13 protein-coding genes and 2 pseudogenes are annotated in these 16,570 nt (G+C 39.5%); all 15 read right to left on the bottom strand.

Translation table 11 applies throughout. The features are described 5' to 3' along the window. Positions 1–55 precede the first annotated feature (55 nt). Positions 56–1,678 (bottom strand): SpaA isopeptide-forming pilin-related protein, encoded by a 1,623-nt coding sequence (locus HXT53_RS03015; protein WP_421780655.1) that lies wholly within the window; start codon positions 1,676–1,678, stop codon positions 56–58. A gap of 142 nt (positions 1,679–1,820) precedes the next feature. After that, positions 1,821–2,429 carry a recombinase family protein gene (locus HXT53_RS03010; protein ID WP_415688760.1) on the bottom strand — a complete coding sequence of 203 codons (609 nt, stop codon included), beginning with the start codon at positions 2,427–2,429 and terminating at the stop codon, positions 1,821–1,823. Between the two features lie 311 nt (positions 2,430–2,740). Then, positions 2,741–3,595, bottom strand: a pseudogene (locus tag HXT53_RS03005) (InlB B-repeat-containing protein); the annotation flags it as partial. A gap of 69 nt (positions 3,596–3,664) precedes the next feature. Continuing rightward, positions 3,665–5,497: pseudogene (locus tag HXT53_RS03000) on the bottom strand (hypothetical protein); the annotation flags it as partial. Positions 5,498–5,881: 384 nt separating this feature from the next. Continuing rightward, positions 5,882–6,145: a hypothetical protein gene (locus HXT53_RS02995; RefSeq protein WP_421780653.1), complete on the bottom strand. Its 264-nt coding sequence runs from the start codon at positions 6,143–6,145 to the stop codon at positions 5,882–5,884. Positions 6,146–6,622: 477 nt separating this feature from the next. Next, complete coding sequence (locus tag HXT53_RS02990; protein WP_421780651.1) at positions 6,623–8,200, bottom strand: recombinase family protein; 1,578 nt, start codon at positions 8,198–8,200, stop codon at positions 6,623–6,625. Position 8,201: 1 nt separating this feature from the next. Further along, on the bottom strand, positions 8,202–8,612 hold the full coding sequence (locus HXT53_RS02985; protein ID WP_004125819.1) for a hypothetical protein: 411 nt from the start codon (positions 8,610–8,612) through the stop codon (positions 8,202–8,204). Continuing rightward, the gene (locus HXT53_RS02980; protein ID WP_421780649.1) at positions 8,582–10,174 is read right to left on the bottom strand and encodes a recombinase family protein; all 1,593 of its coding nucleotides are present in this window, start codon (positions 10,172–10,174) and stop codon (positions 8,582–8,584) included. The genes HXT53_RS02985 and HXT53_RS02980 overlap by 31 nt, the downstream gene beginning before the upstream one ends. A 61-nt stretch (positions 10,175–10,235) precedes the next feature. Continuing rightward, the gene (locus HXT53_RS02975) at positions 10,236–10,448 is read right to left on the bottom strand and encodes an SHOCT domain-containing protein (protein ID WP_075523953.1); all 213 of its coding nucleotides are present in this window, start codon (positions 10,446–10,448) and stop codon (positions 10,236–10,238) included. Further along, positions 10,435–10,845 carry a sigma factor-like helix-turn-helix DNA-binding protein gene (locus tag HXT53_RS02970; RefSeq protein ID WP_421780646.1) on the bottom strand — a complete coding sequence of 137 codons (411 nt, stop codon included), beginning with the start codon at positions 10,843–10,845 and terminating at the stop codon, positions 10,435–10,437. Before HXT53_RS02970 ends, HXT53_RS02975 begins: the two co-directional genes overlap by 14 nt. Positions 10,846–10,993: 148 nt before the next feature. Then, a complete protein-coding gene (locus HXT53_RS02965) occupies positions 10,994–11,914 on the bottom strand; it encodes a GH25 family lysozyme (RefSeq protein WP_248902513.1) in 921 nt (306 codons plus the stop codon). Then, complete coding sequence (locus HXT53_RS02960; protein WP_014554481.1) at positions 11,907–12,326, bottom strand: phage holin family protein; 420 nt, start codon at positions 12,324–12,326, stop codon at positions 11,907–11,909. The genes HXT53_RS02965 and HXT53_RS02960 overlap by 8 nt, the downstream gene beginning before the upstream one ends. Before the next feature lie 173 nt (positions 12,327–12,499). Then, positions 12,500–12,931, bottom strand: coding sequence for a toxin (locus HXT53_RS02955; protein WP_421780644.1), 432 nt, complete (start codon positions 12,929–12,931; stop codon positions 12,500–12,502). Positions 12,932–13,086: 155 nt separating this feature from the next. Continuing rightward, positions 13,087–15,894, bottom strand: coding sequence for a phage tail spike protein (locus HXT53_RS02950; RefSeq protein ID WP_421780699.1), 2,808 nt, complete (start codon positions 15,892–15,894; stop codon positions 13,087–13,089). 12 nt (positions 15,895–15,906) lie between these two features. After that, positions 15,907–16,560 carry a hypothetical protein gene (locus HXT53_RS02945; protein WP_421780642.1) on the bottom strand — a complete coding sequence of 218 codons (654 nt, stop codon included), beginning with the start codon at positions 16,558–16,560 and terminating at the stop codon, positions 15,907–15,909. Positions 16,561–16,570: the final 10 nt, after the last annotated feature.

Raw genomic sequence — 16,570 nt, 5'->3', positions numbered from 1 at the left:
CTGTCAAGGATTTTGTCAGTCTTTTCATGGCTTGCCAACCTTTTATGCTAAGACGTTATTCACAAGCCTTCATTTTTTTGTAAAGTACTCCAAGACCAGCTAAAGATAGCCCCAACGCAGAAAGAAATGCGCCAAGAGAGCTGGATTCACCAGTCTTAGGTAATGTTGATGGTGGTGTTGGAACTTCTTTCAGTTTGTCTACCATCACTATCGTATTTCCTGTTACAGCTATACCTTTCACTATTGCTTTTCCATTTTTTACTTCAAATGTTATTGCTGTCGCTACTTGATATTTAGCTGGTGCAGATGTTTCTGTGAATGTGTACTTCCCGTCTTTTAATTCAAACTCTGTTACCGTTCCATCTGTTACCCATTTTTTGACTAAGCTTCCATCTGCTTTTGTCAATTGGATAGTGGCTCCCTTAAGATCTTCTCCATTCTCTGTTAATGCTTTCTTAGAAAACTTAACTTTTGTTGGTGTTGGAACTTCTTTCAGTTTGTCTACCATCACTATCGTATTTCCTGTTACAGCTATACCTTTCACTATTGCTTTTCCATTTTTTACTTCAAATGTTATTGCTGTCGCTACTTGATATTTAGCTGGTGCAGATGTTTCTGTGAATGTGTACTTTCCGTCTTTTAATTCAAACTCTGTTACAGTTCCATCTGTTACCCATTTTTTGACTAAGCTTCCATCTGCTTTTGTCAATTGGATAGTTGCTCCCTTAAGATCTTCTCCATTCTCTGTTAATGCTTTCTTAGAAAACTTAACTTTTGTTGATGTTGGAACTTCTTTCAGTTTGTCTACCATCACTATCGTATTTCCTGTTACAGCTATACCTTTCACTATTGCTTTTCCATTTTTTACTTCAAATGTTATTGCTGTCGCTACTTGATATTTAGCTGGTGCAGATGTTTCTGTGAATGTGTACTTTCCGTCTTTTAATTCAAACTCTGTTACAGTTCCATCTGTTACCCATTTTTTGACTAAGCTTCCATCTGCTTTTGTCAATTGGATAGTTGCTCCCTTAAGATCTTCTCCATTCTCTGTTAATGCTTTCTTAGAAAACTTAACTTTTGTTGATGTTGGAACTTCTTTCAGTTTCGCGCTAATTAAATTTTGCATCTTTGGGTTTATTGATTTATAAATAAAAACTTCCATTATGCTATTAATCTCATCATCATGAGAAGAATCCTCAGCAAAAGTTCTTAAGTCTTGTTTTTGCTTGTTCAATTCTGGGTCTTGACTATAATGTGTATCATAAATTTTAGTTTTATTGTCTTGCTGATAGTAATATTCATTTTGTAAGACTGTATAATTAAGTTCCGGATGTTTTAATTTATAAAATAGCATCCTTTTGATTTTCTGAAAATTTCCTTTTCCACCGTTACTAGCATACGTATCTTTCGTAGCATTTTCGTTTTTTGAATATTTCCCTGTAGCTTCACCGGGTTTTCCTGGAGATTGTTTATGATGATCCATACATAAGGACCATTCTGAATCTGTTGTTCCATTTTCACTTATAACTTTTCTATGCTGACTAGCATCATACGCCTGATAAGTCTTATCAATTTCACTTGCACTTGCACTTGCACTCACATTTAATGGAGCTATGCTTATAAGCATAGCCACCGCCAGTAATAGGATCATCCATTTTTTTATTATTCTTGCTGTCATATTTATTCACCCCGCATTTTCATGTTGATGGCAACTAAAGTAGGGTTTAATTTACACAGTGGCTTTTTGTCAGCAAGCGTAGTAAAATCAAGGAAAAGGTAGGGTTGATTTGCAATATTTATTTGTAAATTAATTCCTAGATTTATTTACAATTTTTTTCAATTTTTCTTGCATGTAGCCACTTAGAAAAGGTAGTATGCGAAACAGAAAGCATTTCTGCGCCCTCACGCAAATTTACCTGTCCACGCTGCCACCTAGTCGCCACAGCATAAAAATCATCAGGGATCTCAATCTTTGACCTACCAAACACCACACCTCTTTGTCTGGCAACACGAATCCCTTCCATCTGTCTTTGATGAATATTTTCTCGCTCAACTTGAGCAACATACGATAAAATCTGCAATACAAGATCGGCAATAAACTTACCTGTTACACCATTTACATGTTTTCTCGTATCCAGCAAAGGACAATCCAACACTACAATATTTGCTTCTTTTTCTTTCGTGATTTTGTTCCACTGCTCAATAATCTCATCATAGTTTCTACCTAAACGGTCAATCGACTTCACAAACAACTCATCACCAGATCTCAAACGTCTAAACAATCTCAAATAATTTCTACGGTTGAAATCCTTCCCTGATGCCTTGTCAACATAAATACAGCCTTTTCTAATGCCACTGTCTTCCAAAGCCTTAAACTGTCTGTCTACACACTGATCCTTTGTAGACACCCTTGCATACCCATAGCGCATACTTTTTATCTACTCCTTTTTTGAACACCATTATTTGAAAAAAGAAAAGAATAATTCAGCATGAAGAATCTAGTTTCATTACGTGTTGGATACAATGAAACTTTGCCTTTATAACTCTGAAACTATTGCTCTGTACTCTGAAACTATTTATAGGAATCCTGAAACTTTATAGCTTGGAGCATCATATTATTTCTTATTGAAAATAAGAAAGCTAACAATCAAAAGCTAATATACAAAAAGATGGCTCTAACATATCGCTAGAGCCATCTTCTAATAAACAATGCTCGTTACTTAAAACAAGCAGTTCCTACTTACTTGTTTTCTTCCATCATTTTCTTCTTACGAAGAATTGCAAGTCCGGCAATCGAGAAACCAAGTGCTGCAAGCAAGCCTTCAAACGACGCCGATTCACCCGTCTTAGGAATCACACCAATATGCTTTTTAGGCTGCGGCTTCAATTCCGGCGTAGACGCTGTTGGTTTAGGCGTAGGCACTGAATCTTTCGTGTAAATGGCATACACAGTCATATCGGCATTAACTACGCTTGCTCCCGTAAACTTCTCGCCCTTGCCATCTTCCTTCGTGTTCCACTCCTTGAAAGTATAACCTGCCTTCGTTGGATCATTCGGCATGGACTGGTCAGTCAACGTATCCGTATCAATAGCCTTACCGTTTTTTACCTTTACTGTCTGAGTCTTATCGCCGTCCTTGAAAGTAACTGTGAAATGATCTTTTTTCCATTGAGCGACGTAGGTTGCATTTCCTGTTACTTTGTCTGCTACATCTGGTGACCAGCCTGCGAAAACATAACCCTCTCTTGTAGGCGTTCCATTAAACTTTGGGGTATCAGTTCCAGAAAGAATACCACTTGTCACCTTGTCAGGGAAGATTACTTGTCCATCAACACCGTCAACATAAGTAACAGTATATTTGTCTTCATCTTCATCAGCTCTATTATTGTGGTTCTTGTCTTCTTTCCATGTCGCTTTGTATGTTGCATTTGCTGTTACTTTTTCTGCTACATCTGGTGACCAGCCGGAAAAGACATAACCCGCTCTTGATGGCTTTCCATTAAACTTCGGGGTGTCAGTTCCAGTAAGAATATCACGTATCACATGGTCTGCGAAGGCTTTTCCATTAACGCCGTCTTTATACGTAACTGTGAAGTGTTCTTGCTGGTCGTCAGGAGTACCGTCGCCGTTCTTGTCTTCTTTCCAGGTTGCCGTGTAGGTTGCATCTGCTGTTACTTTGGTGCCTGCTGGATTCGGTGACCACTTGTCAAAGACATAACCCGCTCTTGTGGGCGTGCCAGTAAACGCTGGGGTGTCAGCTCCAGTAACAATACTTTTCACCTGGTCTGCGAAGGCTTTTCCATTAACGCCGTCTTTATACGTAACTTTGTACTTTGCCTTTACTGTTAGTAGACCTGTTTTCGCTGCAACGGTTAAGGTTGGATCTCCAGCTGAAAAAGATGAAATATGAGATAAGGTAACTGGCTTGTTATTGTTTGCCACTGTTAATGGTGTTTTATTTTCAGGATTTGCCGTGATCTTATAGTCATCAAAGTCTTTAAATTCTACTTCTTGTGTCAAGGTTTGATTGTCTGTTAACGTTACCTTTAGTCCTGTTAGGTCTAGTGGTTCTCCGTCCGTGTAGACTCGTTTTGTAGGCTGCGTTGTTACTACCATAGCCGTTACATGTTCTTTATCAAATACTTTTGGCTTTACTGTAAATGCATTCGTAGTATTATCCCATTTTGCCTTATATTTCCCTTTAGAAGTAACAAGGTCATGGTCTTTTTCTGTCAGATACAGATAAAACGCGGTATCATTGTCAGGGTGGTTGCCTGCTCTTTTGAATGTTTTTTTATTTGGTGCGCCACTGTCTACAGTTACCTCATTCACACTGTCCTGATTTTCCAGTTTAGCAAGGTAGACACTATTGCCCTTGTCATCGGTCGGCGTTGTACTGATACTGTTTGCCTTGACGCTTCCACCAGTAATTTTGATGTGTTGTGCTGCACCCCAAGCACCACCACCAATGCCATCTTCTCCGCCTGTTGCGGTTACGGTTCCACCAGCGATTGTAATGTTTTCTCCTGAACCCCGAGTACCACCACCAATGCCAGCAGTCATATCTCCGCCTGTTGCGGTTACGGTTCCACCAGTGATTGTAAGGCCTTTTCCTGAACCCCGGTCACCACCACCAATGCCAGCAGCACCATCTCCGCCTGTTGCGGTTACAGTTCCACCAGCGATTGTAATGTTTTTTCCTGAACCACCACCACCACCACCAATGCCAGCACCAGAACTCCAGCCTACGCCTGTTGCGGTTACGGTTCCACCAGTGATTGTAATGTTTTCTCCTGAACCACCCTGACGACCACCACCAATGCCAGCAGCACGAGCTCCGCCTGTTGCGGTTACGGTTCCGCCAGTGATTGTAATGTTTTTTCCTGAATCACTAGCACCACCACCAATGCCAGCAGCACCATCTCCGCCTGTTGCGGTTACGGTTCCGCCAGTGATTGTAATGTTTTCTGCTGAGTTACCGCGATCACCACCAATGCCAGCAGCACCATATCCGCCTGTTGCGATCACGGTTCCACCAGTGATTGTAATGTTCCTTGTACCACCGTTACGATTCCAACTCGATCCAATCCCTGCTCCATTTTTTCCGCCTGTTGCAGTTAGAGAACCATCACCCTCGATTTCTAACGTTGAATCATTATCGGAATTGTTGTTCCATGTTAACCCAGCCCGCTCTTCACCTGACTTCAACGAATTTGTTCCTTGTAGTATTATCGTTAATTGAACATTAGATTGACCATAACCTTTTGCAAGAAAAGCCGAGTTGTAAATTTGATTAGATACATCAATGTTTACATTTTTTAGGGTAATCTTAGCGGTGATAGAATCTCCTGTCACTCTAATCTCATTTGGCGTTGGTTGACCCGTTCCTTCAATCGTATAAGTACCGCTTTGTGTTATATTTACACTGCCCTGATTAATATTAAAAGTTTTCGTGTCCGTGTCATTTGCATAGCTAATTATTGGATTTAAAGACATACAACCCATGGTCATAAATAGGGCAAGAAGTAGTCCCATTATCCTTTTCATTCTCATTTTCATTTTCATTTCAACTCCATTTATTATTCTTACATTTCTTCACATGTTTAAATGATTTACATTACTGTTTTGAAAAATCGCACAAAAATAGGCAGAAACACATACCTACCCATCAGGTACATGCTCCTGCCTATTAAAAAATTCTATGTAAAAAGAGACAGAGTTACGCTGTCTGTCTGTCTGTCTGTCTGTCTGTCTGTCTGTCTGTCAAGGATTTTGTCAGGTTTTTCATGGCTTGTCAACCTTTTATACTAATTTTTCTCGTGCTAATTATACAAGAAAAAATCTATATTGACTAGCCTTTATATATTGTATATCTGTTATTTACTCGTCTATTTTCATTACGCTCCCATCAAGGAAGGTAAACTCAATCTTTCCATCTTTATGTACGGTTAGATAGTCGACCATGCTAAGCCAGACGTTTTCATCGAACGCTGTTAACAAGTCCTGCTTTTTCAAGCCATCAATAAAATATTCAACCTCATCACGTCTTGCTTGCTTTTCAACAATGGTAGCTTTGACTTCTTTAAGCCTTGATTCTACAGTATTAAACCTGTTCACTAGACTCGTATATTTTTTCTCACACATATGCTACGGTACATTTCCTTCTGCAAAATTTTTCTCACTTCACAGCCTGGGTGCAAAGTGGGTGCACCTTTTAACGTTAACATCCTGTGCACTCGACCCCAGAGCGTTGATATCTTCCCTCATACAGCCAAACTGGGCTCAAAAACCACGCCAACCCAGCTTAAAACTGCCACGCATTAAACCTTTTAACGATAGCCCTCGCTAAACCCTGCTACATAAGGGCAAATTTGCACCCACCTAATCAGCCTTTGACATCAATACGACAGTCTCGACGTGGATTGAGAGAACTCCTAGTATAGCTACACTTTTTTGAGTGCACACTATTGATAGTGGGTGTCTTTTTAACGATAGGAAAAGGTAATCGTTACAGGGGTTTAAGACCTGCTTAATAGCTGGATTTTGAGCATAAAAAAATTAGAGAGGATTCCCCCTAGGCTGACTTTTGTAACATTTCAAATGCTCACATTCTTTTGACTTTTACGATGCCCTTTCAATATCCACACTAATCTCTGATTTAAAAGTTACGCTGAACTTGTCCTCGTAAACTTTTATTTTCTTGATGTACTTTCTTACCAGCTTCTCGTCATATTCACTAATATCGTGACGCTCATTTTTCAGAAAATCTTCCATTTCTCTGATTCGTCTTTTAGCATCTTCTTGACCTGCTTTTTCTATAAGAAGCTGCTGTTTCTTAACTTTAAGCTCATCAATCTCATCAGCTATTTTCGTGTAGTCTTTTTTAGCTTTAAGCAAGGTTAATAGTATCGCTTGTTTGTCCGCGATTCTTTTATCAACCGTTTCAATCTCGTTTAAGTTGTTGCCCGCGATAATTTCTCTAATATTGTTATTCAACGTATCCAATACTTCATCCGATATACTAAACACCTTATTTATGGCTTTCACTGTAGCAGACTGCAGTTCTTCCTCTTTTACTGTCGGAGCATCACAAGCACTAGGACCATTTTCCCATCTGGTACAACAACGCCAAACAACAGAATGCACTCCTCGATTGTTCCAAGCAATTCTTCTGTAAACATCCCCGCATTTAGAACAAACACACAGGCTGGATAAAGCGTACTTGCTGGAATAAACTCTCCTTTTTTTGTTCTCCTCACCGCTAAACATGTTGGCTCGTCTTAACATTTCTTCTTGAACTTTAAAGAAAATATCTCTTGGAATAATAGGCGTGTGGCTATCTTTTACATAATACTGTGGTTCTGTTCCATCATTTTTTATACGAACATGGTTAATAAAATCTGTCGTGATGGTTTTTTGTAAAAGAGCATCACCAATATATTTTTCGTTTTGCAAGATGCCTTTAATATTAGATAAATTCCATTTTAAATGCCCGGCACCGTTTTTAATGCCGTCTTTTTCAAGGCCCTCCGCTATGTCTCTAAGGCTTGCTCCTTCTAAATATTCTCTATAGATTCTTCTTACGACTTTTGCTTCCTGTTCAAGAATTACAAGATTCCCTTCATCGTCTTTTGTGTATCCTAAAAACCAGTTATGGTTGATTTGCACTTTGCCTTCCTGGTAGCGGAACTTAAGTCCAAGCTTCACATTCTGAGAAAGCGACGCGGATTCCTGTTGAGCTAAAGAAGCCATGATAGTAAGCAATAGTTCTCCGCTTGCTTCCATGGTGTTGATGTTTTCTTTTTCAAAAATGATCGGGATGTTTTTGTCTTTCAACTGTCTAACAAACTTTAAACAGTCGATAGTGTTTCTCGCAAAACGGCTAATCGACTTAGTGATAACCATGTCTACTTTGCCGCTCATGCAATCGTGGATCATGTCGTTGAAACCGACGCGTTTTTTCGTGCTGGTTCCTGAAATACCGTCATCAGCGTAGATGCCGGCAAACTCCCAGAGAGGATTTCTTGAAATATAATCCGTATAATGCTGAACTTGCGTGTCATAACTTGTTGCCTGTTCTTCGCTGTCAGTACTGACACGACAATACGCTACTACTCTTAACTTCGGCTTATCTTTATGCTTATCTACCGTATTCCCCGCTATTTTTCTTGGTGGAATAATTATAACGTTGGCATTCATTTTACACCTCCTTGATTTGACTGTACGCGTATACTGCTTGACGATAAGGATCATCGTATTTCTTTTCTACCTTTTCTAACTGGTAGCTTGTAATAAGCCGAATTTCCTTTATTGGCTTAGGCTCTTTATAACGATGATTCCTGATAGCATTCTCATGCCTTATTTGTTGCACTTGTCTAAACATATCCTCATCGATAATCTGAGGATAAAACTCTGTTCCTAAATACAATTTCTTGCTAAGAATTTTGCCCGTGACTGGCCAATCCCTTTTTATACCTGATTTTTTAGCAGCTTGAGAAATATTTTTAAATTCAAGATAGAAACGAAAAAACTCTCTTACTTCTTGAGCTTTTACTTCATCTATAACCGCTTTACCGTCTACTATTCTGTAACCATATGGGATGCGTGCCATGTTTCTTTCACCTCTTCTTCTAATTCCAATCCGCATTTCAAAATAAAAAGAAATCTTGTTCTGCTTTTAACTACGACATCGTCTACAAAATCCAGAAAATCCTCGTCCTTAAACTCGCTAAATACTTCTGTGACGCTTACGAACCGTTGAAGTTTTTGCGCCTCGTTTAAGTGCGTTAAGTTACCGTTTAAACTGTTGGAAAGCTTAAGTTTTTCCTTAAGACAAGTATCTATTTCCGTTTTAAGCTGATTGCTTTCCAGATAGTAGGAATCCATCTCAATGTAGCCACCGGCTAAAAGCTTACTGAGTACTTGCTCTTGTTCTTGCAGCTTAAGCTTTTTTTCTTCGAGTTCGATAACCTTGTTCAAACCGTCTTTATTATTCACACCTCTCAAACTTTCTACGAGAGGAGTCAACATTTGAACGTATCCTGCTTTTAACTTGTTTAACATTTGCAGGAAAGAAATTTTAAGATAACTTTCCATAACAGACTTTTGTGAACAAGCATGAATATCTTCAAGATGCGTTATACAAACCCATATGCCATACGCCTTATTATGTTGATAAATTATTCGTCTTTTACACTTGCTTCCACACTCACCACAACGAATTTTAGCTGAAAACGCATAAAGCTTATTGTACTTACCACTACCACATACTATGTTATTTTCACTTCTTCTCCACGCGATAATCTCTTTTACAAGATTAAAAGTTTCATGACTGATGATAGCCTCGTGATGGTTTTCAATAACATACTGTTGTTTCTCGCCACAGTTTTTATGGCGGTTAAAACTATCATCCGTGTATGTTTTCTGAAATATGACATCACCTGTGTATGTTTTATTAGTCAAAACAGCGTTCACGGTAGTTGAAGTCCAACTTCCGCCCTTTTTAGTTGGAATCTTTTTATCGGTCAATACTCGTGCTATTGCTTCTCCACCCATGCCGGAAAGAGCCATGTTGAAAATTTCTTTTACTACCCTGGCTTGCTCGGGAACTATAATCATTTTCTTATTCTCGTTTTTATACCCATACGCAGGGCAGGAAATGACGAAGGTTCCGTTTTCGAACCTTTTTTGAATTGACCACATGCTGTTTTCCGAGATGGATCTTGACTCGCTTTGCGCAATGGAACTCAGGATAGAAAGCATAAGCTCCGAACTCATATGCTCGGTATCAATGTTTTCTTTCTCAAAATACAAATAAATACCAAGACCGGTAAGTTTTCTAACTATTTCAAGACAGTCAACCGTGTTTCTTGCAAGCCTACTAATAGACTTTGTAACAATCCTGTCTATCTGACCGCTCTCACAGTCTTTAAGCAGTTGTTTAAGACTTTCACGCTTATCGATTTTCGTGCCGCTAATACCCTCGTCAAAGTAAAGACCCGCATACTCCCAGCAGGGATTAGACTTAATATAGTTTTCGTAATGCTCCTTTTGCACTTCTAAGCTGAGAAGCTGTTCATCACTGTCGGTAGAAACTCTCGCATATGCTGCAACCCGTATTTTTCTAAGAGAATTATCCGGCTGTTTGGCTTCCAGTTTTGTTATCATTTTCATCGTCTCACCTCACTTTCTTACAGTCATATACATCACTCTAAAAGCAGTGTTTATCAAGCTTTTAACCCAATAATTCCTTGTAAAACGGGTGAAATTTTTCCCTGTTAAGACGGCTTATTTTTTCTTTTTCTTGCTCGCTGATAAGCCCTTTTTTAAAGAGTGAAACGGTAAGTTTTTCGGCTATTTCAAAACGAAAATCCGCCTGCATACTCTCTTTTGTCCAAGCCCTCGCTTTAACATCCGTTAGCCCGTGAACATCCTTACTGATTTGCATAATGCCCACCTCCAAAACGATGTTCTATATAGCAGGCGTGGCAGCAGTATTTTCTGGTTTTATTACCGTAAGAGATAAAAGAATTTTTGCAGTTAAGACAAGCACACTCATAGTTTGCCTGTCTTTTTACCAACTGTGTATGCTTGTTCCACCACGTGTTTCTACACACATCAGAGCAGAAACGTTTAACTTTTCTTCCTGTGTTTTGCTTGATTGGTTTTGAACAAGATTCACATAATGCCGTCTGTGTTTTCGTAGACTGAATTACGCCTAGACTGTTACGTTTGCAGTAGCTTTTAATCGTATTAACGGAAACATCCATACGGTTTGCAATCTGCGTATAGCTAAGACCTTCATCTCTTAGTAATTTGACCTTGCGTTGTTCTTCCATATTCATTTGCCTGTGCCTCCTTACATCACAGGCAAAGAAAAAACAGTGTTTTTTAACCTATTGACTTGACAATTTAACCTTAAAAAATAAAAAAAAGCCCGAGGATTGCTCCAATGTAGGAACAAGCCTCGGGCTTTACATGTTTCAAACTGTTTTACAAGAGTTCGTTTACTCGTTTTTGTACCGTATCATAATCGTATCCGGCAGAAGTTAAACGCTGTTTACGCGTGCTACCGTTACCCCAAGCGCCTCGGATTACTTCACGTGCAAGCTCATCAACCGACTTTCTACAGGCTTTAACACCGAGAAGCTCATTAACCTTATTTTGCACGCTCGCATAATCGTATCCGGCAGAAGTTAAACGCTGTTTACGCTCATTTCCGTTACCCCAAGCGCCGTTAATAACTTCTCGCGCCACCTCATCAATACTTGACGTGCGCGCAGCTTGGTCAGAGCCGCCGTTTTTACACCCGTTTAATCCAGCGTTTTTAATAATGCTCGGATAATCCACGTAAGCATAATCCATGTCAACTCTGCCGGCTACTCCAGGCACACTGCCACTTGACGAGTATTGCCAAAGACCATACGAACCCTGATAATTGCAGTGCGTGTTCCACTGTGCGATCCACAAAGCGTAACGGTCTCTAACATGAGCGGACACAAGATTATTAGCAGTTGAAAGCGAAGTGTAAAAACCTGCATAATACCCGCAAGCTTCCAGCTTATTGCAAAAGCTTGTAATCAGCGAATCGCAGAAAGCTCGCCCACGGTTAAGCTGGCTTTTCTCTTCCAAATCAAAGTAAACAGGATACTCAAAACTCTTACCTGAAAGCATGTTCACACAGCTTTGAGCCTCCTCAGCCGCCTCAAAACCAGAGTTTGCGTACGAATACCAGTAGGCTCCAACATCAAGACCGCATGTTTTTGCTTTACGATAGTTCTGTTCAAACCACTTGTCTTTGCATCCGATACCGTATCCTGCTCGAATGATCACAAACTCAACACCGGATGCTTTCACCGCGTTGAAATCAATGTCACCCTGCCACTCTGACACGTCTATTCCTTTTTTACTCATGAGTATTGTCCTTCCTGTTCTTGTCGTGTAATTGTTCTAAAACGTTTTTTAATTTCTCAGGCACGGGAAGCCCCAGGTGAGCCGCGTTTTCGGTTAAAGATAATCCTTCGTTAGATAGGTAGAAGAAAATTACCGCGGTTCTAATCACGCTTCCTTGCTTCAAAACATGAAAATCTATAATGTTTGCTATACCAACAAGCATAAAAATGAGCACCTTTCTAAAAATGCCCTTAAAACCAATGCTGCTAGACAGTTTCTTATCCGTAACAGCACACATCACGCCTGTAATATAATCCGCAACCACAAATAAAACGAGCGCGAGGATAAGCCCGTCGCACCCGCCTAAAAAGTATCCCAGCCAGCCGCCTACCAGTGTGAAAGCCAGTTGAGCACTATTCCAAAATCCTCTCATAATTCCCCTTACAAGTTTTCCTAACATTTGCCAGTACTCTTATAAAAACAAAAAGTAAAAAGTAATAAAAAAAGGACAGGCATGGTTTAACCCACACCTGCCCTAACATTTCAGCATTTCAGCATTTCAACATTTCAGTATTTCAACTGATATTATTTTTCAACACATGACTACTACTTACCATCTTTTTCACCTTCCTCAACCATTCCACCTTTTACACCTTTCCCAGCCGCTTCATCTTTTTCATCTTTTTCATCTTTTTCGTCTTTTTCGTCTTTTTCGGCTTTTTCGGCTTTTATTTTCAAAATCTCGTCGTTAAGTTCGCGTTCTCTAGAATTAAAATAGTCTTCTAACTGTTTCACATACGCTTCATATTCCATCGAGTTTTCCGCGATCACCGCCGAACGCATATCAGATAATACGCTTGCAACAATGCCTTCTATCATGTAAGTAGGTATTGGTATTTGCTTATTCAACTCGACTATTTTTTCGTTTAACTCAGCCTTATATTTTTGCACAGCTACCGCGTAGCTAATCGTCGGTTTCACCACTACTCTCCTCCAATCTTTTTTAGAATAATATCCAGCTTGTGGCTGATTTCGCATAAAATTTTCGTATTATCAACTACAGGTGTCGTAATACTTTCTGTCACGTCTTTTAAGCGCGTGCCTTTATTAGCCACTATTTTGTTTGTGTGAATAATTAGTTTCTCCATAACAAATTCTCCTCTACTTTCACTTAACGCTTCCACCCGCGTTTTTTAATAGTATTTAACTTTCATGAGTATCCCGTTTTTAAACACCATGTGAGCATTAGAACCCCATTTTGAAGCTTTACCATCCTGGTTCATTTCAATAATCTGCACATAGTTAATATCCGCGTCTACTCCTGCACCGTCTTGCCAAACAGGATCTATAATCTTGTTACCATGCATGTAAAAGTTGCATCCAGCGTGAATACCATACTCTTTATAAATGCTTTGCGAACGTGAAAAACACAGCATAGTAGCGTATGTTTCTTCATCAGCTGATTTACGCTGCGCGAAAGCCATATACTTTCCGTCGCTAGTAAGATGAAAAACTAGACCCTTGTGAGAATTATCTTCTTCCCACTCGCCGGTTCCAACATAGCCAATATACACGCCGTTACGGTAGAAGTTGTTCCCATTTTTATCAAAAACAGCTCTTTTATGATCCTCATCAACTTCACCATCGTAAAGCTCTATCTGCCCGGGTGTTATTTGCACGTATTTACTCGAATGGTTAAACCCGAGAAGGAAACTGTTATAGTTTTGCTGCATGAAACTACCAAAATCACCTTTTTTAACCATTGAAGATATGGAATCTTCTACTATGGTTAGTTTAGAAATAGCCTTATCAGCCGTGAATTTAGCAGCCTCAATGTCTTTATCTTTAACTCTGATCCAAGCGAACGTTCTAAAACTACTTATACTGTCAGCTGAAACGTAATGCCATAGTTTGCTTGTTCCACCTTTATACGGGTGTTCAGACTCAGGATAATTTTCACCTTCAACCTCAATAATGTTAATATCTTCAGGCAGTTTAGACACGTATCCTGAAATTTCTCCTGAATACTCTTTTTTAATGCTATCAATCTTAAAACCATAATTGTCAAACGGAGACCAGTTAGTTCTAAAATGTAGCCAAAACTCGTTTGATGGAATAAACACTGTCGCGCCAGAAATTTTTTCACCAGTTAAACCCGGTATAGCGTAAATTTTATCCTCATACTTGTAAAAAATGTCTACAAAATCGTCAAAAGCTGATTCCGTGTGCGACTTCTCATTAAATTTTACGGCTAAACTTTCCTGCTTAACAATAAGCCTGTAAGCGTAGCCGGTTGACGTGTCGTAGAAAAAATCACCAACATGCTGCATTTTTTCACTATCAGTCAGCCACAAGCTCATAGGAGCGTTAAACTGGCTTGGAGTATACGAACCGTAATAGTTACCATTTTTCTGTTTAAGACTATGGTTAACGCTTTCAACACCAGCCTCAATCTTACCGTCTGTAACATTCAGTTTCGTGTTGATTTCACTTATCGTGTAATAGTTTTCAAGCCTCCTACCAGTGTCTTTTATAGCCTCGTTTTTTGCTTTACTAATCTGCTTTTCTACCTGCGAAGTGTAAGAAACTGAAAGTTTTTCCGCGTCAATCGAATGCCCGATAATCCTGTCACCATACACCATGCCGTCAAGAGTCATCGCAGTACTGTAAGGGCCTGAAAAACCGTTATGGCTTCCAGCAATACCATTCATGTTAACCTGTAAAACTTTCGTAGCAGTGTTCTTATCAGGCGTATCCATGTAAAGGTCACGAACCCACATGCCTTTACTATCGTATTCGCTTATCTTATAGCCGCTTTGAGAATTACCCATTTGCGCTTTAATATTATCGATCGCAGCTTTAACACGCTCGTTATCAATTTTTCTAGCTTCAACCGCTTCTTCTTTTAACGTTTGAACAGCATGCGACACGTTTTGCACATACCCTTTAGAAATCCTGCTCGCAAGCACGATTCTAACTTCGCCTGGTTTTTGAATCGGTATAGTCTGTTTTACTACAGGAAACACGCGATCCATGCCAAATTGTGGAGCGAGACAACGAACCCTATCCCCACACTCAATCGTCGCATAATGTAAACCTAACGCGGATAAGTCAACCGCGCTAAGACTTATTTCTACATGCTCAAACTGGTTATCCTGTAACCATTTAACAGCTTTGCGCATAAGATTAGTTGGAACTGTCACATTATTGAAATTAACAACTTTACAAACCCAGCCGAATGTTTTTTGCGCTTCACGAGATACTATATAGTTTTTCCCATTGTTTATTGAAGTAATATCAACATGCTTTTTAAGAACCTCGTTTTCACTATTCTCGTTTTCCAACTCTTTGCCGAGAGGAATAACCGCTGTAGTAACATCCTCTGCTGAAAGGTTTTCCGCGTATTCAAGCAGGTTCAAGCCGAAACTAATATGCTGGCTTGTAGTTTTACCTATTTCTTCTAAACGTAGGTAGTCTAAGTAAAGTTTCCCGTCTTCTTTTCTAAGACGCACATATCCGCCAAGCTTTTCAACCATTTTACCCATGATCGCTTCAAGCGTGGTTTCAAAATTAGTAAACCTGTAGAGTGAATCATTCGAGTCAGATACTGTGACGAAACCAATTCTTATTTTCTTATAATCATCTACTTGACTGTTATGAGCTTGTAAAAGTTTTTCTAAAAGCTGGTAGGAACTCTGATCATGGTATTCTTTCTGAGGTTGAATACTATCAGCTAAGTAAGTTAACAACCCTACGCAAGTTACTTTCTTACTACCATGCAAGTCTTTTACTTGTTCTCTAACCTCGCCGAAGAAAATCTCCTCATCGTCACGCCACACGCTTACTATTGATTTCCGGTTTTTAATAAGCTCATAGCAAGGGTTTTGACTAGGGCAAGTAAACGTTAACGTTCCTGCAGTATTAAGTTCCAAATTTAACGTAATATCATCAAGTACCGCTTTGTCATCATTTGGATAGTAAATCGTATTATCATCAAGCATAATCCTGTACACTCACAACCACCCCCTTTTATAGGAAATATTTACCATCCCGTTTCCAACGAATGTTAAACTCATGTTTATTTTTGAACGAAGCTGTGGGAAACGGTTAACACCTGTTTTAATCTCATAGTTTTTACCATTAGAATCCAGTAGCATACTGTTAGACGACAGGTTGTTAAATTCTGGAATCAGCGTCATGTCAAAATCGTGAACGAGTGTTATTTCACGCTTATCATCTACTTGCACACCCCATATTGTGTGAACCCCATCCGAATCATCTACACTATACTTATACGGTTGCAGCTTATAGTTGAGTGTGAGAGTTGAATAGTTTTTATCCGATTTAAAATCACTAACCCACACTCGACCCTGATAGTAGAACAATGGTTCATCATCAAGAGACAGTTTCACACTCTTACCGTGGATTAACGTTTTAACACTATGGCATGTTTCACTCCACTTGTTTTTGTTTGCAACAATGAATTCAAAACAGCCTTCACGCATCTCGTATAACACTTCACCGGCAAGACTTTCACTAATATCAATACTTTCCTGCCTGCCTGGTATTTGCAAATACTCTAATCTAGGTTCTGGAAGTTGAACGCGTGGACGGCTTGTAGCAACCAGCCCTAGATCGTTAAAACTATGCAACCCGTTTATTAGCATCCCATACACT

The organism is Gardnerella sp. KA00390, from assembly GCF_049244075.1.
Taxonomy (GTDB): Bacteria; Actinomycetota; Actinomycetes; order Actinomycetales; family Bifidobacteriaceae; genus Bifidobacterium; species Bifidobacterium vaginale.
Note: the sequence above shows the minus strand (reverse complement) of the source record. Positions and strands in the feature narration are given on the sequence as shown.

Bases quoted from the DNA above. Each gene is read 5' to 3' on its own strand.
- HXT53_RS02990 (WP_421780651.1), bottom strand. From the start codon at position 8,200: ATGAATGCCAACGTTATAATTATTCCACCAAGAAAAATAGCGGGGAAT.
- HXT53_RS02965 (WP_248902513.1), bottom strand. From the start codon at position 11,914: ATGAGTAAAAAAGGAATAGACGTGTCAGAGTGGCAGGGTGACATTGAT.
- HXT53_RS02985 (WP_004125819.1), bottom strand. From the start codon at position 8,612: ATGGCACGCATCCCATATGGTTACAGAATAGTAGACGGTAAAGCGGTT.
- HXT53_RS02980 (WP_421780649.1), bottom strand. From the start codon at position 10,174: ATGAAAATGATAACAAAACTGGAAGCCAAACAGCCGGATAATTCTCTT.
- HXT53_RS03010 (WP_415688760.1), bottom strand. From the start codon at position 2,429: ATGCGCTATGGGTATGCAAGGGTGTCTACAAAGGATCAGTGTGTAGAC.
- HXT53_RS02955 (WP_421780644.1), bottom strand. From the start codon at position 12,931: ATGCGAAATCAGCCACAAGCTGGATATTATTCTAAAAAAGATTGGAGG.
- HXT53_RS02960 (WP_014554481.1), bottom strand. From the start codon at position 12,326: ATGAGAGGATTTTGGAATAGTGCTCAACTGGCTTTCACACTGGTAGGC.
- HXT53_RS02995 (WP_421780653.1), bottom strand. From the start codon at position 6,145: ATGTGTGAGAAAAAATATACGAGTCTAGTGAACAGGTTTAATACTGTA.
- HXT53_RS03015 (WP_421780655.1), bottom strand. From the start codon at position 1,678: ATGACAGCAAGAATAATAAAAAAATGGATGATCCTATTACTGGCGGTG.
- HXT53_RS02975 (WP_075523953.1), bottom strand. From the start codon at position 10,448: ATGCAAATCAGTAAGGATGTTCACGGGCTAACGGATGTTAAAGCGAGG.
- HXT53_RS02970 (WP_421780646.1), bottom strand. From the start codon at position 10,845: ATGAATATGGAAGAACAACGCAAGGTCAAATTACTAAGAGATGAAGGT.
- HXT53_RS02945 (WP_421780642.1), bottom strand. From the start codon at position 16,560: ATGCTAATAAACGGGTTGCATAGTTTTAACGATCTAGGGCTGGTTGCT.
- HXT53_RS02950 (WP_421780699.1), bottom strand. From the start codon at position 15,894: ATGCTTGATGATAATACGATTTACTATCCAAATGATGACAAAGCGGTA.